This window comes from Pseudideonella sakaiensis (genome assembly GCF_048320135.1).
GTDB lineage: Bacteria > Pseudomonadota > Gammaproteobacteria > Burkholderiales > Burkholderiaceae_C > Ideonella_A > Ideonella_A sakaiensis_A.
The window spans coordinates 2,761,972-2,781,748 of record NZ_CP182947.1 but is presented as its reverse complement, the minus strand read 5'-3'; the positions used below and the strand labels follow the sequence as shown (position 1 = coordinate 2,781,748).

Annotated in this window: 16 protein-coding genes; 5 read left to right on the top strand and 11 right to left on the bottom strand. The window is 67.0% G+C overall.

Features of this window, described 5'->3' with window-relative positions:
- Positions 1 to 19 precede the first annotated feature (19 nt).
- From ACNH6H_RS12575 to rsmB, 5 genes are read right to left on the bottom strand one after another with little or no spacing between them, the layout of a single operon-like run.
- Complete coding sequence (locus ACNH6H_RS12575) at positions 20 to 718, bottom strand: response regulator (protein WP_418318104.1); 699 nt, start codon at positions 716 to 718, stop codon at positions 20 to 22.
- 6 nt (positions 719 to 724) lie between these two features.
- The gene (locus ACNH6H_RS12570) at positions 725 to 1,390 is read right to left on the bottom strand and encodes a sensor histidine kinase (protein ID WP_418318103.1); all 666 of its coding nucleotides are present in this window, start codon (positions 1,388 to 1,390) and stop codon (positions 725 to 727) included.
- Between the two features lie 3 nt (positions 1,391 to 1,393).
- Complete coding sequence (locus ACNH6H_RS12565) at positions 1,394 to 3,076, bottom strand: PAS-domain containing protein (protein ID WP_418318102.1); 1,683 nt, start codon at positions 3,074 to 3,076, stop codon at positions 1,394 to 1,396.
- A gap of 42 nt (positions 3,077 to 3,118) precedes the next feature.
- The gene (locus tag ACNH6H_RS12560; protein WP_418318101.1) at positions 3,119 to 3,718 is read right to left on the bottom strand and encodes a DUF4390 domain-containing protein; all 600 of its coding nucleotides are present in this window, start codon (positions 3,716 to 3,718) and stop codon (positions 3,119 to 3,121) included.
- Positions 3,719 to 3,744: 26 nt separating this feature from the next.
- On the bottom strand, positions 3,745 to 5,154 hold the full coding sequence (rsmB, locus tag ACNH6H_RS12555; protein ID WP_418318099.1) for a 16S rRNA (cytosine(967)-C(5))-methyltransferase RsmB: 1,410 nt from the start codon (positions 5,152 to 5,154) through the stop codon (positions 3,745 to 3,747).
- Between the two features lie 92 nt (positions 5,155 to 5,246).
- Between rsmB and folE the strand changes: the two genes are divergently transcribed.
- Positions 5,247 to 5,975 (top strand): GTP cyclohydrolase I, encoded by a 729-nt coding sequence (gene folE / locus ACNH6H_RS12550; protein ID WP_418318097.1) that lies wholly within the window; start codon positions 5,247 to 5,249, stop codon positions 5,973 to 5,975.
- A 26-nt stretch (positions 5,976 to 6,001) separates the two neighbouring features.
- Positions 6,002 to 6,427, top strand: coding sequence for a BLUF domain-containing protein (locus tag ACNH6H_RS12545; RefSeq protein WP_418318096.1), 426 nt, complete (start codon positions 6,002 to 6,004; stop codon positions 6,425 to 6,427).
- A gap of 23 nt (positions 6,428 to 6,450) precedes the next feature.
- Here ACNH6H_RS12545 and ACNH6H_RS12540 read toward each other — a convergent pair whose 3' ends face one another.
- From ACNH6H_RS12540 to ACNH6H_RS12525, 4 genes are all read right to left on the bottom strand, one after another.
- Complete coding sequence (locus ACNH6H_RS12540; RefSeq protein ID WP_418318094.1) at positions 6,451 to 7,029, bottom strand: LemA family protein; 579 nt, start codon at positions 7,027 to 7,029, stop codon at positions 6,451 to 6,453.
- 17 nt (positions 7,030 to 7,046) lie between these two features.
- Positions 7,047 to 9,071, bottom strand: coding sequence for an acetoacetate--CoA ligase (locus ACNH6H_RS12535; protein WP_418318093.1), 2,025 nt, complete (start codon positions 9,069 to 9,071; stop codon positions 7,047 to 7,049).
- Positions 9,072 to 9,176: 105 nt separating this feature from the next.
- Complete coding sequence (locus ACNH6H_RS12530) at positions 9,177 to 11,033, bottom strand: ABC transporter substrate-binding protein (protein ID WP_418318091.1); 1,857 nt, start codon at positions 11,031 to 11,033, stop codon at positions 9,177 to 9,179.
- Positions 11,030 to 12,883: an ABC transporter substrate-binding protein gene (locus tag ACNH6H_RS12525; RefSeq protein WP_418318090.1), complete on the bottom strand. Its 1,854-nt coding sequence runs from the start codon at positions 12,881 to 12,883 to the stop codon at positions 11,030 to 11,032. The genes ACNH6H_RS12530 and ACNH6H_RS12525 overlap by 4 nt, the downstream gene beginning before the upstream one ends.
- A 308-nt stretch (positions 12,884 to 13,191) precedes the next feature.
- On the opposite strand from ACNH6H_RS12525, the gene ACNH6H_RS12520 reads away from it, so the two are divergent.
- The 3 genes from ACNH6H_RS12520 to ACNH6H_RS12510 all read left to right on the top strand — a co-directional run bounded on the left by ACNH6H_RS12520 (position 13,192) and on the right by ACNH6H_RS12510 (position 17,062).
- Positions 13,192 to 14,130, top strand: a complete 939-nt coding sequence (locus ACNH6H_RS12520; RefSeq protein WP_418318088.1) for an ABC transporter permease — start codon at positions 13,192 to 13,194, stop codon at positions 14,128 to 14,130.
- A complete protein-coding gene (locus ACNH6H_RS12515; protein ID WP_418318086.1) occupies positions 14,127 to 15,200 on the top strand; it encodes an ABC transporter permease in 1,074 nt (357 codons plus the stop codon). Before ACNH6H_RS12520 ends, ACNH6H_RS12515 begins: the two co-directional genes overlap by 4 nt.
- Positions 15,201 to 15,337: 137 nt before the next feature.
- Positions 15,338 to 17,062, top strand: coding sequence for an ABC transporter ATP-binding protein (locus ACNH6H_RS12510; RefSeq protein WP_418318085.1), 1,725 nt, complete (start codon positions 15,338 to 15,340; stop codon positions 17,060 to 17,062).
- Positions 17,063 to 17,672: 610 nt separating this feature from the next.
- Here the strand turns inward: ACNH6H_RS12510 and ACNH6H_RS12505 are convergent.
- Both ACNH6H_RS12505 and ACNH6H_RS12500 read right to left on the bottom strand, forming a co-directional pair.
- Positions 17,673 to 18,599 carry a hypothetical protein gene (locus ACNH6H_RS12505; protein WP_418318083.1) on the bottom strand — a complete coding sequence of 309 codons (927 nt, stop codon included), beginning with the start codon at positions 18,597 to 18,599 and terminating at the stop codon, positions 17,673 to 17,675.
- Between the two features lie 135 nt (positions 18,600 to 18,734).
- Positions 18,735 to 19,553, bottom strand: coding sequence for an HDOD domain-containing protein (locus tag ACNH6H_RS12500; protein ID WP_418318081.1), 819 nt, complete (start codon positions 19,551 to 19,553; stop codon positions 18,735 to 18,737).
- Positions 19,554 to 19,777: the final 224 nt, after the last annotated feature.

Genomic DNA, 19,777 nt, shown 5'->3' with positions numbered 1-19,777 from the left:
TCCCGCGCCGCCCGCTGCCTCAGATGCCGTTGCGCTTGTTGCGGCTCAGGTCGACGCCGAGCTGCTTCAGCTTGCGGTACAGATGGGTGCGCTCGAGGCCGGTTTTTTCGGCGACGCGGGTCATGCTGCCGTTTTCCTGCGCGAGGTGGAATTCGAAATAACTTTTCTCGAACGCATCGCGCGCCTCGCGCAGCGGGCGGTCGAGGTCGAAGCTCTGTTCGGCCTGCGGGCCGATCGGCGGCGCATGCAGCATGCTGATTGGGCTGCCGACCAGCGCACTGCCGCCGTCGCCGGCGAGCGAATGCTCGCCGCCGCGCACATGGTGCTGGCTGATCAGGTGCTCGACGCGCGGCGCCGGCTTTGCAAGGCCCTGCTCGACGGCACGCAGCAGCTTCTGCAGCGTGATCGGCTTTTCGAGGAAGGCCATCGCGCCGTGTTTGGTCGCCTCGACCGCGGTGTCGATGGTGCCGTGGCCACTCATCATGATCACCGGCATCGTCAGGCAGGCGGTCGCGCTCCACTCTTTCAGCAGCGTGATGCCATCGACATCGGGCATCCAGATATCGAGCAGGACGAGGTCGGGGCGCGCGGTTTCGCGAAGCGTGCGCGCCTGCGCGGCGTTCTCCGCCACCTCGACGGTATGTCCTTCGTCAGTCAGGATCTCCGACAGCAGGGCCCGAATGCCCAGTTCGTCGTCAACTACAAGAATGGTGGCCATGAACCCTCAATGCGCCGGTGCTTGCGCCATGTTAGCCGCAGCTGTCGTACCGGAAATCGGCGCGAATTTCGAAAATGATATAGAAACTTGCGCACCGTGGCCGCCAGCGGCCGCCGATGCGCCTTTTGCGGCCCCTGGCTGGTCGCTTTCGTGCGGCCCCAGATTGACGATCCGCACCCTCGCGCCGTGCTCGTCGATGATCTTCTTGACGACCGCCAGGCCGAGGCCGGTGCCCTTGCTCTTGGTCGTCACATAGGGCTCGAAAGCCCGTTTCAGCACCTTGTCCGGAAAGCCGGGCCCATTGTCGGTGACGACCAGCCGCACCGCCCGCAACTCGCCCTGTTCATTGCGCGACAGCTCGGTACGCAGCCGCACGCTGGCGTCGGGCTGGTCGGCCACCGCATCGAGCGCGTTCTGCACCAGGTTGTGGATGACCTGGCGCAGCTGCGTATTGTCGCCGTCGATCAGCGGCAGCTCGGCGCAGGGCTCGAAATGCAGCTGGCCGGTCTCCTGCTCGTTGGCATACAGCGCCAGCACCTCGCCGGCCAGCGCGTTCAGGTCGACCGGTGCCAGCCGCACCGCCGGCAGCCGCGCATAGTCGCGGAATTCATTGACCAGCCGTTTCATCGCCTGCACCTGGTTGACGATGGTCTCGACCGATCGCACCAGCATCGCCTAGTCTGTGCCGTCGAGTTTGCTCTCGAGCTTGTGCTGCAGCCGCTCGGCCGACAGCTGGATCGGCGTCAGCGGGTTCTTGATCTCGTGCGCGAGCCGGCGCGCCACCTCGCTCCAGGCCTCGGTACGCTGCGCCGAGACGACCTCGGTGATGTCGTCGAAGACGAGCAGCCTGGCGCCCTGCGGCATCGCCGCGCCGCGCACCAGCAGCGTCTGGCCGTCGCGGTCGCGGCCCTCGGCGGTCTGCGTCTGCAGCTCGAACGAGTCCTGCCACTGGTCGCGTTCGCCGACCTCCGGGCTGCTGCCGTGCAGCTCGAAGCGCTGCGCGACCGCCCGCGCGAAGTCCGGCAGCCCCGGCACCTCGTCGAGGCGCCGCCCCTGGTACGACAGCAGCGGCAGCCGCAGGATGCGGGTCGCGCCCGGATTGACGGTCTCGATCCGGTCTTCGCGGTCGAAGACGATCACGCCGGCGGTCAGGTTGTCGAGGATGGTCTGCAGGTTGGCGCGCGCCGCTTCGAGCTGCGCGACGCTGCGGTCGACCAGCTCGCGCGCCTCCGACAGCTGCTCGGTCATTGCGGCAAACGATCGCGTCAGCCCGCCGAGCTCGTCGCGATAAGCCAGCACCGGCTTCGCGCTGAGGTCGCCTTTTGCGACCTCGCGCATCCCTTGCGCAAGCAGCAGCAGCGGCTCGGCCAGCTGGCGCGCCAGCGTCACCGCCAACAGCAGCGCGCCGAAAACCGCGAGGATCAGCGTCAGCGTCAGCGTGCCGATGTACATCTTGCGCAGCCCGTCGCGCGCCAGCGCACGCTGCTGGTATTCACGGTAGGCCGACTGCACCGCCAGCGCATTGGCCGCCAGCAGCGGCGGCAGCACCTGGCTGACGTAGAGATAGCGGTCCTGCTGCGCCAGCTCGAGGCTGGTCGACGGGATGTAGGCCAACGCGCGGATGCGTGCCGGCTGCGGCGCGCCGCTGGCCGGTTCGCCGGCCGCGCCGGCGGAGGCAGTCGGGCCGAGGTCGTCGTCCAGCCCTTCGAGCTGGCTTGCCACGCGCGACTGCCTGGCCTGGCGCAACAGCGCTGCCGGCGGCCGCTCCGGCGCCAGCGAACTGCCGGCAGCGCCGGCGCTCAGCAGCACCTGGCCGCCGGAGCCGACGATCGCGATTTCCTGCAGCGACAACTGCTCGCGCAGCCGCTCCAGCGCCAGCGGCGCCGGCTCGAAGCGGTTCTCGCCAAGCCGCTCGGCGGCCAGCCGGGTTTTTTCGGCGAGTTCGTTGACCTGCGCGTCGATCGTGCCGCGGCCGAGGTTCAGCCCGGCATCGAGCGCGCCCTCGACCTTGACGTCGAACCAGCTCTCGATGCTGCGCGAGACGAACTGGAAACTCACCGTATAGATCAGCACGCCCGGCACGACGCCGACCAGCGCAAAGATCGCCGCCAGCTTCAGCAGCAGCTTGCTGCCGAATTTGCCGCGCATCACCCGCACCAGCAGCCGCACCGCGGCGATGCCGATCACCAGCACCAGCAGCGAGGCGACGACGACATTGACCCAGAACAGCCAGACATAGTGGCGCTCGTAGGCGACGCGGTTGTTGGTCGCCAGCGCCAGCAGAAACGCGAGCACGAGGCCGGCCCCGGTCATCGCGACCAGCGAGACGATCCAGGCCCAGCGTGAAGCTTTGGTCATCGGTTCATCGGTCTCGATTGAGCACCGCTGCGGCGATGGCGGTCAATCGATGCGCTGCAGTTTTTCGACCCGCAGGTTCCAGTCGGCCTGGCCGCCGAGCCCGATCTGCAATGGCCGCGGCAGCAGGCTGGTATCGAGCCGGTAGCTGAATTCGAGGTAGTGGCCGCCCCCATCCTCGAGCGCCTGGCCATCGGCAATCCGCCAGCTGCTGAGCCGGCTGACCGCGACCAGCGCATCGGCCAGGCTGTCGTAGCTCTGGTTCAGCCCGCCAAAAAAGATCACCCGGTATTTTCGCGTCAACGGCTGGAATGCGAGCCGCCAGGTGCGTTCAGCGACGCTGATGCGTTTGTCACGCCAGTACCAGCGGCTGCGGAACAGTTCGGCCTGGGCGACGAAATACAGCGGCACGCCCTTGTGCAGCGCATCCTCGACGCCGCGCGGCAGCTCAACCTCGAGCGCAAACGCCAGATAGACGCCGTCGTCGCCGCGCGTCACCTCGAAACCCTGCAGTTCCGGGTTCTGCGCCGCAGCCGGCGGCGTCATTGCGACCGCGCAAATCCAGACCAGCGCCGCGCAGAGCAGCCGCAGCCAGCGCGGGGCGGAGGCGGCAGTCGGCAATTGCAGGCAGCGGTTCCATGACATCGGCGGCACAGGCGACAAGGCAGGCTTCAGCGTTTGCTCAACAGGCTGTGGAAAAAACCGTCGGATGAACGGGCGGCGGGCGCAAACCCGCTCTGTGGATTGTCGGCCAGTGGCAGCAGATGGCCCGGCGAACGGGGCGACCGAACGGCGATCGCGTCGGCGTGGCGTTGTAAAAATGCGTCGATCTGCTGCTGCCCCTCGGCGCGGAAGACCGAGCAGGTGCAATAGAGCAGCCGGCCGCCCGGTTTCAGCAGCGGCCACAACGCATCGAGCAGCGCCGCCTGGGTGCGCGCCAGCGCATCGATGTCGCTGGCGCGGCGCAGCCAGCGGATATCGGGGTGGCGGCGCACGATGCCCGATGCACTGCACGGCGCGTCGAGCAGGATCGCGTCGAACGGCTGGCCATCCCACCAATCGGCGGTGGCGGCGGCATCGGCTGCCAGCGTGCGCGCCGCCAGGCCGAGCCGCGCCAGCGTCTCGTCGACGCGGCGCAGCCGTTGCGGGTCGCGGTCGAGCGCCAGCACGTCGATCGGCCGCTCGGCAAGCTCGAGCAGGTGGGCCGTCTTGCCGCCCGGCGCAGCGCAGGCATCGAGCACCCGGGCGCCATTCGGCAGCGGCGGCAGCCCCGGGGCGGCAGCCAGCAGCAGGTGCGCGGCGAGCTGGGCCGCGGCATCCTGCACCGACACATCACCGCTGTCGAAACCGGGCAGCCGCTGCACCGGCACCGGCGTCAGCACGACGATCGCCGCCGAATCGGCGAGGCCAGCCTCGCCGTCGACGCCGGGCAGCGGCAAGGCTTCGGCCGGCAGGCCGGCCGCATCGAGCCGCTGCAGGTAGTCGGCCACATTGCAGCGGCGGCGATTGACCCGCAGCACCAGCGGCGGCCGGCGGTTGTTCGCATCGAGCAGCGCCTGCCAGTGTTGCGGCCAGTCGCTGCGCAACCGCTCGATCCACCACGGCGGGTGGTTGTGGCGCGCCTGCGGATCGGCGTCGACCTGGCTCAGCAGCTGCTCGCGTTCGCGCACGAAGCGACGCAACACCGCATTGACAAAACCGGCGCTGGCGGCCTTTTTCTGCCGCGCCGCCTGCACCGCCTGGTCGACCAGCGTGTGCGGCGCGTAGACCGGTCGGCCGTCGTCGGCCGGATCACCCGGCGGCGCGGCTGCACCATCGGCCGGCTGCGGCAGCAGCAGCGCGATCGCCGTCAGCAGCAGCGCATCGACGGCCGGCGGCGGCGTCTTCGGCGCGAGCAGGCGGCGCAACGCCAGCGCGGTGCCGAGCCGGCGCAGCACCTCGAAGCCGAGCGCCTGGACTCCCGGCCGCGCCGGCGCCGGGCAGGCGGCGAGCACGTCGTTCAAGGAACGGCCGCCACGCACGGCCAGCACCGCGTCGGAAACGAGTCCGAGCAGCTGGGCCAGAGGGAGCGATGTCTTCACCGCACGGAGTCTACGGGCACGGTCCGGCGCAAGGCGTCTACAAGCGCAAGTCGGTTACGCTTCGGGCCATTCGACGACGGCGGCCTTTTTTCATGTCCACACCGAGCGCAACCAAGATCTTCCGCAGCGAGGAGGAGCTGTCCAAGCTGAGCGCTTCGCAGCGGATCCGCTACCGGCTGCAGGCCGCCGATTGCCGCTACCACGCCAACGACAACATCGCCGAATTCATTGCCGACGGCGAGATCGACGAGCTGCGCGGCGAGGTCGCCGCGAAGATGCAGGAGGTGCTGGAGGCGCTGGTGATCGATACCGACAGCGACCACAACACCAACGAGACCGCGCAACGGGTCGCGAAGATGTTCCTGACCGAAGTCTTCCGCGGCCGTTATGTGCCGATTCCCGAGGTCACCGAATTCCCGAACATCTCGCGGCTGAACGAGCTGATGATCGTCGGCCCGATCACCGTGCGCAGCGCCTGCTCGCACCACCTGTGCCCGGTGATGGGCCGGGTCTGGGTCGGCATCCTGCCGAACGAGCATTCGAACCTGATCGGCCTGTCGAAATATTCGCGCATCTGCGAATGGATCATGGGCCGGCCGCAGATCCAGGAAGAGGCGGTGATCATGCTCGCCGACGTGCTGCAGGACCGGGTCAAGCCCGACGGCCTGGCGATCGTGATGGAGGCCGACCACTTCTGCATGCAGTGGCGCGGCGTGAAGGACAATGACTCGAAGATGACGAACAGCGTGATGCGCGGATCGTTCCTGAAGGACGCCAACCTGCGGCGCGAATTCCTGTCGTTGCTGAACCAGAAAAGCTGATCCAGCGCACCCAACCGGAGCCGTCGATGCTTGTCCGCCTGCTGTATGCGAGTCGCGCTGCCGAATCGATCGGCCACGACGACCTGGTCGCGATCCTGAAGAAGTCGAAGCTGAACAACCCGCGCCATGGCATCACCGGCGTGCTGTGTTTCTCGAACGGCGTCTTCCTGCAGGCGCTCGAAGGCGGCCGGAGCCAGGTCAGCGCCTTGTACAGCCGCATCGTCGGCGACCCCCGCCACCACAGCGCCTGCCTGCTCAGCGTCGAGGAGATCGGCGAGCGACGCTTCGAGGGCTGGTCGATGGGCCAGGTCAATCTGCACCGGCTGAATCCGGCGCAGCTGATCAAATATTCCGAATCCGCGACGCTCGATCCGTATGCGATGCCGGCCGCGGCGTCACTCGCGCTGCTCAACGAGCTGGTCGCCAGCGCGGCGGTGATCGGCCAGAGCTGACCAGCGGCGCGCCGCTGCGCTGCTCAGAGGTTGCTGGCCGGCTGGAAGCCGAACAGCCCGCAGATCAGCGTGGTCGGAAACTCGGTCAGCGCCTTGTTGTATTCGTCGACCGAGGCATTGAACTGCTGGCGGGCAAAGCTGAGCGTCGACTCGACCGCCAGGATCTGGTCGCCAAGCGACATCAGCTCGGCGCTGTCGGTGTTCAGCGAAGGGCGGTTCATGTGCGCCGGCAATTCTGCGAGCAGCCTGCCGCGCGCGGCCGCAAGCGCCTGTTCGGCTTCGCGCTGCGCGGTGACCGCCGGCGTGGAGCTCGGCCGCTTGCGGGTTTCGTCGCAGGCGCGCTGCAAGTTGTCGGCAACCGTCGCGACCGCGTCGATCTGCTGCGGTGAGTCGTCGAACAGTTCGCGCGCCTCGGCAAGCCAGCGGACCAGCAATTCGTGGCGCTGCCGGATCTGCGCATCGAGCGCGCCGAAGGCGCTGTGGATCGCGCTGCGCAAGCGGACCAGCCGGTTATAGGCGCCGACGATCCAGAAGCCGAGCAGCGCGGCAATCGCCACCAGAATGGTCAGGTTGACCCCGTAGAAGCCGGATTCGTCGCTCATGGGTACTGCTCTTTCCCTCAGTTCGCGCTGCGGCGCCGCGCAAATTCGACGAACCAGTCAACCGCCGACGCATTGGCCATCGCGTCGCGTTTGAAGACCTGATCGGCCGGCGTGCCCATCAGCAGTTTCTTCACCGGCAACTCCATCTTCTTCCCACTCAGCGTGCGCGGTATCGCCGGCACCTGGAAAACCGCGTTCGGTACATGGCGGGCCGACAGCGCCGCCTTGATCGACGCCTTCAGCCGCTGCTCGAGCGCGGCGTCGAGTTCGAGGCCATCACGCAGCACGACGAACAGCGGCATATAACTTTCCTGGCCGAGGTATTCGAGGTCGACGACCAGGCTGTCGAGCACCGCGTCCTCGGCCTCGACCGCACGGTACAGCTCGGCCGTGCCCATCCGGATACCGTGGCGGTTGATCGTCGCATCGCTGCGGCCATAGATGATCGCGCCGCCGCGCGGCGTGATGCGGATCCAGTCGCCGTGCCGCCAGATGCCGGGCCACATCTCGAAATAACTCGAGCGGTAACGTTCACCGTCGTCGTCGTTCCACAAGCGCAGCGGCATCGACGGCATCGGCTTGACGCAGACCAGTTCGCCGACCTCGTCGGCCAGCGGCTCGCCGGCGTCGTTCCAGGCCTCGACCGCGGCGCCGAGGCAGCGGCACTGCATCTCGCCTTCGACGACCGGCAGCGTCGGCAGACCGGCAACGAAGGCGCCGGCAAAATCGGTGCCGCCGGACATCGGCGTCAGCCAGATGTCGCGGCCGTCGACCTGCGGCAGCTGCCGCCAGACCCACTGATAGGCGTCGCTCGCCAGCGGCGAGCCGGTCGAGCCGAGCGCCCGCAGCCGCGACAGGTCGGCATCGCGCGCCGGTTCGACGCCGGCCTTCAGGCAACTCGCATAAAACGCCGCGCCGGCGCCGAAGAAGGTCACGCCGGCAGCGCCGGCAAACTGCCACAGCGTCGACCAGTCCGCGTCGCCCTGCCGGCCGGCCGGGCTGCCGTCGTACAGGCAGATCGTCGTGCCGCCGAGCAGCGCGCCGACCTGGCAATTCCACATGATCCAGCCGGTGGCGCTGTACCAGTGGAAGCGGTCGCCGGTATCGACGCTGGCGCCGAGGTTGTTGTGGAACGTGCCGAGCTTCAGCGTCTCGATCATCACGCCGCCATGGCCATGGACGATCGCCTTCGGCAAACCGGTCGTGCCGCTCGAATAGACGATCCACAGCGGATGGTCGAACGGCAGCCAGGCCGGCTCGAGCCGGGCGTCGGCATCGGCACAGGCGGCAGCAAAATCGTGAACCTCGCGGCCCGCGCCGGCCAAGCCGTCGTCGCTGGCCTGCGGGTCGAGGTAGCGCCACAGCAGCAGGTGGCGAAGCGTCGGCAGCTCGTCGGCGAGTTGTCGCAGCAAAGGCAGCCGGTCATGGTCGACGCCGCCGTAGCGATACCCATCGCAGGCGATCAGCAGCTTCGGCTCGATCTGCCGGAAGCGATCCAGCACGGCCACCGGTCCCATGTCGGGCGAACAGACCGACCAGACCGCGCCGACACTGGCGGCAGCGAGGAAGGCGACCGCCGTCTGCGGCGTATTCGGCAAAAACGCGCAGACCCGGTCGCCCGGTTCGACACCCAGCTGGCGCAGCTTCGCGGCCAGCGACGCGACCTGCCAGCGCAACTCGGGCCAGCTGGTTTCGGACAACTCGCCACGCTCGCGCATCGCCTCGTTCTGGAACACGATTGCCGGCAGGCCGGCGGCGGCGGCCGCATCGGCATGGCGGAAAACCTGCTGTGCATAGTTGACCTGTGCGCCGTCGAACCAGCGTGCGCCGGGCATCACCGGATACGCCAGCACCGCCTGGTACGGGGTTGGCGAATCGATCTCGAAATAGTCCCAGACGGCGCCCCAGAAGCCGGCCAGGTCGTCAACCGACCAGCGCCACATCGCGTCGTAACCGTCGGACGTGGTCGGGTCGAAATGCTGCCCGCGCTCACGCGCCAGCCATTCGGCAAAGCGGAGGATCTGGGGCTGTGGGAGCGGCATCAGGCACAACGTTGACAAAAATACAACCCCTCATCCTAACGGGTCACAGGGCACGGCTGTTACACATTCGCGCCTGTGCGGTGGCCGATTGACCCGCTCGGGCGATCAACGTTCAATGCGTTGTGCCGGATCGATATTGACGTATTGCCAGAACTGGCTGCCGAACAGCGGCCGGCGGAAGCCGATCAGCCACGGATGGCTCAGATCGTTGACGATGCGGTGCACGTTGTATTTGTGCGGCAGGTAGGCGAGCACGATCTTCTGCGCCTCGCGCAGCAGCGCCAGCCGCTGTGGCCCATCCGGCAGCGCCTGCATCTGCTCGAAGATCGCGTCGTAGCGCGGATGCCGGAAGCGGGCCAGGTTCTGCCCGCCCGACGACGGGCCGTACAGCAGTTCGAGCGCCGGCTGCACGTCGGGCGAATTGGCGCTGTAGCCGAGCTGCCAGATCATCAGCTGGCCGGCGCGCGCCGCCTTCAGCTGTTCGGGCCATTTGCCGGCGCGGATCTCGAGCCGGATGCCGAGCGCATCCATGCTCGATTTCCAGACCTCGTCGAATGACCGCGAGATCGCATCGGGCTGGCTCGAATACTGGATCACCAGCGGACGGCCGTCGGGTTGGTCGCGCCAGCCGTCGCCGTCGCGATCGACATAACCGTGGATCTCGAGCAGTGCCTTTGCGCGCGGCAGGTCGAAATCGCTGTTCGCCGTCTTCAGCGCCGGGTCGTAGCCCCAGCTGCCCGGGGCGACCACCGTCTGCGCCGGAATCGCCTGGCCGCGCCGGACGATGCGGATCTCGCGCGACACATCGGATGCCAGGCCGATCGCGCGGCGCAGCGCCACCTTCGCCGGCGCCATGCCGCCGACCACCGGATCGTCCATGTTGAAGTAATACAGCGTGCGGTCCGGGTTCAGCACGCGGTGCAGCTCGATGCCGCGTTTCGCGAGGTTCGGCGCCAGCCGGCCCTGCGGCACCGCCTGGCTGGAAAACTCCAGCGGCACCGGGTTCGACAGGTCGAATTCCTCGTTCAGGAACGACAGCCAGCGCGGCTGGCTCTCCTCGATGATCGCGATCTCGACGCGGTCGATCATCGGCAGCCGCCGGCCGCGCAGCCGCTCGGCGATCGTTCGGCCCTCGTCGTCGTCGGCGGCCGGTTCGGCGTCGAACAGCTGCTCGCGAAAACCCGGGTTGCGCTCGAGGACGATCTTCGAGCTGCGCCGCCAGCTGGCCAGCCGGAACGGGCCGCTGCCGACCGGATGCTCCATGATGCGGTCGCCATAGGCCTCGACGACCTCGCGCGCGACGGCGCCGAGCACATTGCCTTCGGCCAGCGTGAACAGCAGCCGCGGCCGCGGCTGCGCGAGCCTGAACTGCAGCGTATGGCGGTCGAGTGCGCGGATGCCTTCGACCGGGCGGTCGTAGTCGAAGCGCTTGCCGCGCTGCGCGGCCTCGCGCAGTTCGGCCATGCCGATCACGCCGAGTTCGTTGAAGGCCGGAAAACTCGGGCTCTTGTTGGCCGGGTCGAAAAAGCGCTTGAAGCTGTAGACGTAGTCGTCTGCGGTCAGCTCGCGCGGCTTGCCGTTGAAGACCGGGTCGTCGGCGAAAAAGATGCCCGGTTTGATGCGCACCGTCCAGCTGCGGAAATCGTCGCTGACCTCGGGCATGCCGGCGGCGACATTCGGCTGGATCCGGTACGGCCGGGCCAGGTAGTCGTATTTGTACAGGCCGTCGAAGATGTGCGCGATGACGGTGCGCGAATACAGGTCCGAGACCTGCGCCGGGTCGAAGCCGGTTTCGCCGGCCGGAAAGGCATAACGCAGCACTTTCGGCGCTGCGCCCGCGCGTGGCGGCTCCTGCGCTGCGGCCGCCGGCAGGGCCGCGCCGAGCGGCCCGAGCGCGAGTGCCAGCAGCGCGCCGGCGATGCGACGGCGCGTCTGGCGCAGCCGGCGCATCGCATTGCTCATTTCTTCAGCTGCTGCTGCTGGATCGTCGTGTCGACGTCGATATATTTCCAGAACTCGCGGATGAACGGATTGCGGCGGTAGCCGTAGACCCACGGCTGCATCAGATCGGTCGCGATGCGGTGGCTGCTCAGCTTGTACGGCACATAGGCCACCATCAGCTTGCTCGCCTCTTCCATCACCGCGACGCGCTCGGGCCCGTCGGGCATCTTGTTCTGCTTGATATACAACTCGTTGAACGCCGGCAGGTCGAAGCGCGCATGGTTGGCCTGGCCCTTGTTCGGCCCGTAAGCCAGCGCGAGGAAGGTATCGCCATCCGGGCTGCCGGCGCTCCATGCGACGCCCCACATCATCAGCTTGCCGGCGCGCGAGGCCTTCAGGTTTTCCGGCCACTTCGCGGCCTTGAAGACCATCTTCAGGCCGACCGCCTTCATGTTCTTGTCCCACAACTCGACCAGTTGCCGGCTCAGCTGGTCGGGCTGGGTTGCATATTCGAGCACCAGCGGCGAGCCGTCGGGCATCTCGCGCCAGCCGTCGCCGTTGCGATCGAGATAGCCGTACATGTCGAGCAGCGCCTTCGCCCGCGCCGGGTCGTAGTCGCTCATCGAGGTTTTCAGGTCCGGCTGGTAGCCGAAGGTCCACGGCGCGATCGCGGTCTGCGCCGGCACCGCCTGGTTCTTGCGGATCAGCCGGATCTCGTCGGCGCTGTTGTAGGCCAGGCTGATCGCGCGGCGCAGCGCGACCTTGTCCGGCGTATAGCCGCCGACGACCGGGTTGTCGTGGTTGAACAGCGACGCCAGCGTGATGTCGACCAGCGGCGCGCGGTCCATCTTGATGCCCTGCTTGCGCAGGTTCGGTGCCAGCTCGTTGTTCGGGATCGCGATTTCCGAAAACTCCGCCGGCAGCCGCTCGAGAAAATCGCTCTGGCCGTTCAGGAAGCTGAGCCAGCGCGGCTGCGTCTCCTCGATGATCGCGACCTCGACGCGGTCGATCATCGGCAGCCGGCGGCCGTTGTGTTTCTTCGCGATTTCCTGCGAGACAGGGTCGTCGGCCGGCGGCTCCGACTCATAACGCATGTCGCGGAAATCGGGGTTCTTCGCCAGCACGATGCGCGAGCTGCGCCGCCATTCGGCGAGCTTGAACGGCCCGGTGCCGACCGGGTGCTCCATGATCTTGTCGCCGTAGAACTCGACGACCGGGCGCGCGACCGCGCCGAACGCCGAGCTGTCGGTCAGCAGCTGCTGGTGGAAACGCGGCGACGGCTCGGCGAGGTTGAACTGCAGCGTATAGCGGTCGAGCGCCTTCACGCCCTCGACCGGCGTGTCGTACGGGAACGGCTTCTTGCTGTCGACCGCGGCCTTGCGCAGCTCGGTCAGGCCGATCAGCTTGGCATTCTCGAGCAGGTAGAGGTTCGGGCTTTTCCACTTCGGGTCGTAGTGGCGCTTGATCGAATAGACGTAGTCGTGCGCGGTCAGCTCGTGTTTCTGGCCCTTGAACGCCGGATCGTCGGCGAAATAGATGCCGGGCCGGATGCGGAACGTGAACTGGCGAAAATCCGGCGAGATCTCCGGCATCGCCTCGGCGGTCAGCGGCTTCATCTTGAACGGCCGCGCCAGGTAGTCGAAGGTCAGCAGGCTTTCGAAGATGCCGGAGATCAGCGTGCGCGAATACAGGTCCGACAGCTGCGCCGGGTCGAAACCGGTTTCGGCGACCGGGAAGGCATAACGCAGCACCTTTGGCGGCGTGGCGGCGGCGGATTGGGCGGCAGCCGGCTGCGCCGCGATCGCGGCAACGGCGGACAGCGCCGCAACCGCGGCAAGGCGGCGGGCGCGAGGCAGCAACGGGGGAAACATCGATTCGGCTCCTCGTGGGGCGAAGGAATGGCGGCACCGGCGGATGGCCGGCGCGGAAGGGCAGTTTTTGCGCAGCCGCGCAGTCTAGTGCCATCCGGGTGCGGAAATGTGCGGCAACCACGGATAGCCGACCTGTTGGTGCATTCTTTGCAACTGTGTTGCATTACCTGGGCAAATGCGGGGGAGCAGCAGCGGCCGGAACACTTAGACTCGCCGCCTTCGCGAATGTAGTTTCGCCACCGGGCCGTGCGCCACGAACGCAGGGTCCGTCCAGACAAACCCCCCTTCCATCCGGAGAGAGCGCATCGATGGCCGCCTATCTGATACGGCGCCTGTGGCAAATGATTCCGACACTGATCGGTGTCGTGCTGCTGGTCTTTTTTCTTTTCAAATATTTCGGCGGCGATCCGGCCGAAATCCTCGGCGGCCTGAACGCCACCCCGGAGCAGATCGAATCGATCCGCGACCAGCTCGGCCTCAACGAGCCGGTCTGGCAGCAGCTGGCGATCTTCTTCAAGCAGATCGTCACCTTCGACTGGGGCAAGAGCTGGGCAACCAATGAATCGGTCGCCAACCTGTTTGCCAGCCGGCTGCCGGCGACGCTGACGGTGATGATCCCGATCCTGATCCTCGAAGTCGTGCTGGCGATTCCGCTGGCGCTGCTGGTCGCCTACAAGCGCGGCACGCTGACCGACCGCAGCATCATGATCATCAGCACCGTCGCGCTGTCGATCTCGCTGCTGGTCTACGTGATCGTGTTCCAGTATGTCTTCGCATTCCAGCTCGGCTGGTTCCCGGTGCAGGGCTGGAGCGACAGCTTCTGGACCAACCTGACCGTTTATTCGGTGCTGCCGGTGATGGTCGTCACGCTGGTTGCGCTGGCGCCGCAGACGCGGCTGTACCGAAGCTTCTTCCTCGACGAGATCGGCCAGGACTATGTGCGCACCGCCCGCGCAAAAGGCCTGACCGAGAAGACGATCCTGCTGAAGCATGTGCTGCGCAACGCGATGATCCCGATCCTGACCAACGTCGCGGTCGCGCTGCCGGGCATCTTCGTCGGCTCGTTCCTGATCGAGGTCTTCTTCTCGATCCCCGGCCTCGGCCGGGAAGTTCTGCTGGCGGTCAACCGCAGCGACTATCCGGTGATCCAGGCGGTGACGATCTACATCGCGGTGATCACGATGACGGTCAACCTGCTGACCGACGTTCTCTACAAGATGGTCGACCCACGGGTGGTGCTGAAATGAGCGCGGTGATGCACGGGCAGCCGCCGGTAGCTGCAAGGACCGCGTCGATGGGCGTCTGGGGTGCGGCGTGGAAACGCTTTCGCAGCGACCGGGTCGGGATGGCGTCGCTGTTCATCGTCGCGGCATTCGGACTGCTGGTGCTGGTCGCCGGTCTTGGGCTGGTCGCGAAAAACTGGCAGGCCGAGGTGGCGGTGCCGAATGCGCCGCCGAGTTTTATCGGGCCGCGCGATGCGGCGGCAGATACCGCGATTCCGGTGCCGACCGGCCCGAACCTCGACATCTCCGACGTCGACCCGCTGGCGCCGCGTTATGCCGAGTGGGATGCTGCTACCGCGAAATTCCGCACCGTCGATACCGTCAAGGCCGAGACGCTGCCGTTCGGCGCCGACCGGCTCGGCCGCGATGTGCTGGCGAAAGCGGTGAAGGGCGCCGAGGTTTCGATCATGGTCGGCGTGCTGGCCGCACTGGCGGCAACGCTGATCGGCACCGTGCTCGGCGCGCTCGGCGGCTTCTACGGCGGCAGGATGGGCGACGCGCTCGAGTGGCTGTACAACGTCTTCACGTCGATACCGGGCATCCTGCTGATCTTCACGTTTGCCGCGGTGCTGAACCGCGCCGATGCGATCGTGCCGAAAGGCATCTGGAGCATCGTCGTGATCCTCGGCCTGACCGGCTGGACCGGCATCTACCGGCTGGTGCGCGGCGAATTCCTGAAGCATTCGGTGCGCGACTATGTGCGCGCCGCCGAAGCGGTCGGCGCGAGCAATGCGTCGCGCATCTTCCGCCACATCCTGCCCAACGTCAGCCACGTCGTGCTGGTGCAGCTGTCGATCCACGTCGTCGGCTTCATCAAGGCCGAGGTCATCCTGAGCTATCTCGGACTCGGCGTCGACGTCGACCAGGTCAGCTGGGGAACGATGCTGGCCGAGGCGCAAAGCGAGCTGATTCTCGGCAACTGGTGGCAGCTGGTCGCGGCAACCGCATTCATGGCGGTATTTGTCACCGCGTTTTCGTTGTTCACCGATGCCTTGCGCGATGCGCTGGATCCGAAGCTGCGCGGGCTGGAATAGGGCCCACCCCCGGAGCGGCCTGCGCCGCACCCCCTCAAGGGGGCGCCGCTGGCGGACCGGCGGAGCCGGATCCGCGGCGCCAGCTTGATCGAACTGTGCCGGGCGCGAAGTCGTGCTCTCGGCTGATGGAGTAAGAAATGTTGTTGACGATTGATGATCTGCGGGTGTCGTTCCGCATGGGCACCGAGAAGGGCAGGATGCAGCGGATCCAGGCGGTCGGGCGGCGCATCGGCGGCAGCGAGATCGGCGTCAGTTTCGACGTGCCGGAGAACACGACGGTCGCGCTGGTCGGCGAATCGGGGTCCGGCAAAAGCGTCACCGCGATGTCGATCCTGAACCTGCTGCCCGACAACGCCGAGCGCAGCGGGCAGATCCGCTTCCAGGGGCGCGACATCATCGGTTTGCCGATGGACAAGCTGCAGGCGCTGCGTGGCAAGGAGATCGCCTGCGTCTTCCAGGATCCGATGACCTCGCTGAACCCGGTGTTCACGGTCGGCGAGCAGATCAGCGAGCCGCTGATCAAGCACCTGAAGATGACGCCGCGGCAGGCCCGCGAACGCGCCGAGGCGCTGCTCAACGAGGTCGGCCTGCCCGATCCGAAACGCCGGCTGTCGGCGCACCCGCACGAGTTGTCCGGCGGCCAGCAGCAGCGCGTGATGATCGCGATGGCGCTGGCCTGCGAGCCGAAGCTGCTGATCGCCGACGAGCCGACGACCGCGCTCGACGTGACGATCCAGCGCCAGATCCTCGAGCTGCTGGCCGGCCTGAAGGACAGGCACCGGATGAGCATGCTGTTCATCAGCCACGACCTCGGTGTCGTCGGCGAGATTGCCGACCACGTCGTCGTGATGCGCCAGGGCACGGTGCGCGAACAGGGCCCGGTGGCCGAGATCTTCGCCAATCCGCACGATGAGTACACGCGGGCGCTGCTCGCCTGCCGGCCGACGCTGGAGCAGCGCGAGCCGCGGCTGATGGTGATCGACGACCACATCAATATCCAGCAATCCGGCACCGCGGCGGCGGCGCGAGTCGCGAAGGCGAAGGACCCGGCGGCGCCGGTGGTCATCGAGGCGACCGGCCTGACGAAAAGTTTCTGGCTGCGCAGCGGCGTCTTCGGCCGCAAGGAATTCCGCGCGGTGAAGGGCGCGAGTTTCAAGCTGCGGCGTGGCCATACGCTCGGCGTCGTCGGCGAATCGGGCTCCGGCAAGACGACGATGGGGCTGACGCTGCTGCGGCTGCACGAGCCGAGCGGCGGCCCGACCGGCGGCAAGGTGATCTTCGACGGCCGCGACCTGCTCTCGCTCAGCAAGGCCGAGATGCTGCCGATGCGCCGGCGCATCCAGGTCGTGTTCCAGAACCCGTATGCGAGCCTGAACCCGCGCTTCACGATCGGCCAGACGCTGATCGAGCCGATGACGATCCACGGCATCGGCCGCGACGCCGCCGACCGCGAACAACGCGCCAGCGCACTGCTCGCGAAGGTCGGCCTCGACGACAGCGCGCTGCACAAATACCCGCACGAATTTTCCGGCGGCCAGCGCCAGCGCGTCGCGATCGCGCGCTGCCTGACGCTCGATCCGGAGGTGCTGGTGCTCGACGAGGCGGTCAGCGCGCTCGACGTCAGCGTGCAGGCGCAGGTGCTGAACCTGTTGAAGGACCTGCAGGACGAACTCGGTCTGGCCTACATCTTCATCAGCCACGACCTCGCGGTGGTGCGTTTCATGGCCGACGAGGTGATGGTGATGCAGAACGGCGAAGTCGTCGAACAGGCCGGCGTCGAACAGATCCTCGACGCGCCGAAGCAGGAATACACGCGCAAGTTGCTCGCCGCGATTCCGCGCGGCTACCGCGCCGCCGCTTGATCGAGTCTGTTGTGGGAGGGGCTTCAGCCCCGATTCGGGCTGGCGGCATGCCGGCAAATCGCGGCTGAAGCCGCTCCCACGGGCATGCACATGACTCAGCGATCCTGCATCACCCTGCCAGACTTGGTGGGAGGGCTTCAGCCCCGATTCGGGCTGCTGCCACGCTGTCGAATCGCAGGCAAGCGGCTCGCACGAGCTTGACCGGCCTTTTGTGGGAGGGTCTCCAGCCCCGATTCGGGCTGGCGGCATGCCGGCAAATCGCGGCTGAAGCCGCTCCCACGGGCATGCACATGACTCAGCGATCCTGCATCACCCTGCCAGACTTGGTGGGAGGGGCTTCAGCCCCGATTCGGGCTGCTGCCACGCTGTCGAATCGCAGGCAAGCGGCTCGCACGAGCTTGACCGGCCTTTTGTGGGAGGGTCTCCAGCCCCGATTCGGGCTGGCGGCATGCCGGCAAATCGCGGCTGAAGCCGCTCCCACGGGCATGCACATGACTCAGCGATCCTGCATCACCCTGCCAGACTTGGTAGGAGGGGCTTCAGCCCCGATTCGGGCTCGCGGCATGCCGGCAAATCGCGGCTGAAGCCGCTCCCACAGGCAAGGCGCCGTTCAGCCCGCCACCTCCTGCTTGAACAGCAGCTCGTAGAGCTCCCGGATCGCATCGGCGGTGGCGTCGATCTTGTACATCTGGCCGCCGGGGTAGAACGCATACAGCAGGTCGCTCTGGTGGGCGACGTGGTCTTGCGACGCGTGCTGGATCATCTCGCAGCCGATGCCGTCGTTGAGAAATTTCTGGATCCGCGGGAACTGCTCGGTGTAGTAGTGCGGCGTGCCGTGCAGCCGTTCCTTCAGCACCCGTGGCGCGCGGTGCTGCAGCGGGCCTGCCAACGCCGGCGCGGCGAGCGACTGCACGTCGATCAGCCCGTACAGGTCGTAGTCGCCGTGGATGTAGCGCATCTCGGTCTGCTTGAAGCGTGCCCAGCCGCGGCCGCTGAGGTCGAAATCCTCGGCCGGGATATCCTGGTTCGACAACATCAGGCAGCCGTAGCGGCGGCTCAGCCGCGACATGTCGACCGCAAAGAAACCCTTGGTCTCGCGCCGGCGGAAGACCTTGCGCTTCTTCTCGTCGGCGCTCTTGTGCCTGACGAAGCCTGTCCACGATTCGCGCGCCCGGCTGCGCCGCTTGTCGTCGGCAAAGGCGGCGAAACCGAGCACGGTCGGATCGACCACCAGCCCGGCACATTCGGCATACAGGTTCAGCTCCTGCACAAAGCAGTCGTTGTCGGCGGTTTTCGGCTTGCAGTCGATCGGCTTCGGCGTGAAATGTTTCTGCCCGATGTAGGGCAGCGATCTCTCGTTGGTTGCGCGGACGATGATGATGTGGTCGAACAGCTCGGCCGCGGCGGCGAATACCGCGATGTCGTCGCGGCGCAGCTTCGTCACCTCGCCGAATGCCAGCGGCTGCAGCCGCGAACTGGCAACACTGATGCGGTGCAGCCGGCGATGCTGCATGTTGACGGAAGTGGTCGGCGCCATGCCTGCCTCCGGTCTCGGCCCGCCTTGTGGCGGCCAGTCGGGCCGCGCTCAAGGCGCTGAATCTGTTCGCCGATTGTCGCGCGCCGTAAGGGTGCAGCGTGCTGCGCCGGCGTGCAAAACTGCCGGCTTTGACGCTCAGTAGGCCATGCGCTGGTGGATCTCCAGCAATTGCTGCTGCACGCGGCGTGCGCCGCGCAGCACCAGCGTCTGGTCGAGCCCGGCCTGCGCAGCGATTGCGCAGCCGGCTTCGTCGAGCCGGGCCGGATCGGTCATCAATACCTTGGCCAGCGCCGACAGCGCACAGACCGCCGGCCGCGGCACCCGGGGCAGGCGCCAGTTGGTCGTGACATCGACATGGTGGCGCACGCACTGCACGGCCGCCGGCGCGAGGCCCCAGCTTTCGCACAATGCCGCACCGAGTGCGTCGTGGCTGACGCCGAATTCGCGGTGCTCCAGATAGACCAGTTCGGCGTCATCCTGGGTGTCGAGCAGCAGCGGCAGATAACGCGGCGGCGAGAAGCGGAACAGCACCGCCTTGCCGCATTCCTCGAACAGCCCGGCCGAGTGGGCGGTCCATGGGTCGATGTTCAGCGCCTCGCCCATCCGGCCCATCAGCATGCCGCGCAGCGCCGCGCGCTTCCAAAGCGGCTCGAGTTCGTGCGCAACCGGAAAAACCGCCCGCAGCCCCATCGCATACGTGACCGCGGCGATCTCGCGCGTGCCGAGGTAAGTGATCGCCTGGCGCACCGTCTGCACGCGGCCGGTCAGCCCGTACAGCGATGAATTGACCGCTTTCAGCACCGCCGACGCCAGCGCCATTTCCGATTCGATCAGTTCGCCGATCTGCTGCACGTCGGCCCGCGGCGCGCCCAGCAGGCCGGCCAGCCGCACCAACGCCGTCGGCGGTGTCGGCAGATCGATGTTCAGCGAACGGAGCAGGGGATCGACGGGCATGGCCGGTTTTTCGGCAGCCGCAGGCCGATCTTGAACCGGCGCACAATGGAAAAAGGGCGCTGATCACAGCGCCCTTTTCACATCTTCTTGCCAGCAATGGCTTTGCTTTGCGGCAGTCGTAACATGCCGCTTTGTTATCTCCTCAGACCCCCGCCAGAGCAGGTGCTGCAAAGCGCCCGCTGCGAGACCGTCGACTTTAGACAACACTCTCTACCGGCGCATCG

What these genes read in the sequence shown, in the direction of transcription:
- ACNH6H_RS12520 (WP_418318088.1), top strand. Translation starts at nt 13,192, where the DNA reads ATGGCCGCCTATCTGATACGGCGCCTGTGGCAAATGATTCCGACACTG.
- ACNH6H_RS12535 (WP_418318093.1), bottom strand. Translation starts at nt 9,071, where the DNA reads ATGCCGCTCCCACAGCCCCAGATCCTCCGCTTTGCCGAATGGCTGGCG.
- ACNH6H_RS12575 (WP_418318104.1), bottom strand. Translation starts at nt 718, where the DNA reads ATGGCCACCATTCTTGTAGTTGACGACGAACTGGGCATTCGGGCCCTG.
- ACNH6H_RS12510 (WP_418318085.1), top strand. Translation starts at nt 15,338, where the DNA reads ATGTTGTTGACGATTGATGATCTGCGGGTGTCGTTCCGCATGGGCACC.
- ACNH6H_RS12565 (WP_418318102.1), bottom strand. Translation starts at nt 3,076, where the DNA reads ATGACCAAAGCTTCACGCTGGGCCTGGATCGTCTCGCTGGTCGCGATG.
- ACNH6H_RS12525 (WP_418318090.1), bottom strand. Translation starts at nt 12,883, where the DNA reads ATGTTTCCCCCGTTGCTGCCTCGCGCCCGCCGCCTTGCCGCGGTTGCG.
- ACNH6H_RS12560 (WP_418318101.1), bottom strand. Translation starts at nt 3,718, where the DNA reads ATGTCATGGAACCGCTGCCTGCAATTGCCGACTGCCGCCTCCGCCCCG.
- folE (WP_418318097.1), top strand. Translation starts at nt 5,247, where the DNA reads ATGTCCACACCGAGCGCAACCAAGATCTTCCGCAGCGAGGAGGAGCTG.
- ACNH6H_RS12500 (WP_418318081.1), bottom strand. Translation starts at nt 19,553, where the DNA reads ATGCCCGTCGATCCCCTGCTCCGTTCGCTGAACATCGATCTGCCGACA.
- ACNH6H_RS12505 (WP_418318083.1), bottom strand. Translation starts at nt 18,599, where the DNA reads ATGGCGCCGACCACTTCCGTCAACATGCAGCATCGCCGGCTGCACCGC.
- ACNH6H_RS12540 (WP_418318094.1), bottom strand. Translation starts at nt 7,029, where the DNA reads ATGAGCGACGAATCCGGCTTCTACGGGGTCAACCTGACCATTCTGGTG.
- ACNH6H_RS12530 (WP_418318091.1), bottom strand. Translation starts at nt 11,033, where the DNA reads ATGAGCAATGCGATGCGCCGGCTGCGCCAGACGCGCCGTCGCATCGCC.
- ACNH6H_RS12515 (WP_418318086.1), top strand. Translation starts at nt 14,127, where the DNA reads ATGAGCGCGGTGATGCACGGGCAGCCGCCGGTAGCTGCAAGGACCGCG.
- ACNH6H_RS12570 (WP_418318103.1), bottom strand. Translation starts at nt 1,390, where the DNA reads ATGCTGGTGCGATCGGTCGAGACCATCGTCAACCAGGTGCAGGCGATG.
- ACNH6H_RS12545 (WP_418318096.1), top strand. Translation starts at nt 6,002, where the DNA reads ATGCTTGTCCGCCTGCTGTATGCGAGTCGCGCTGCCGAATCGATCGGC.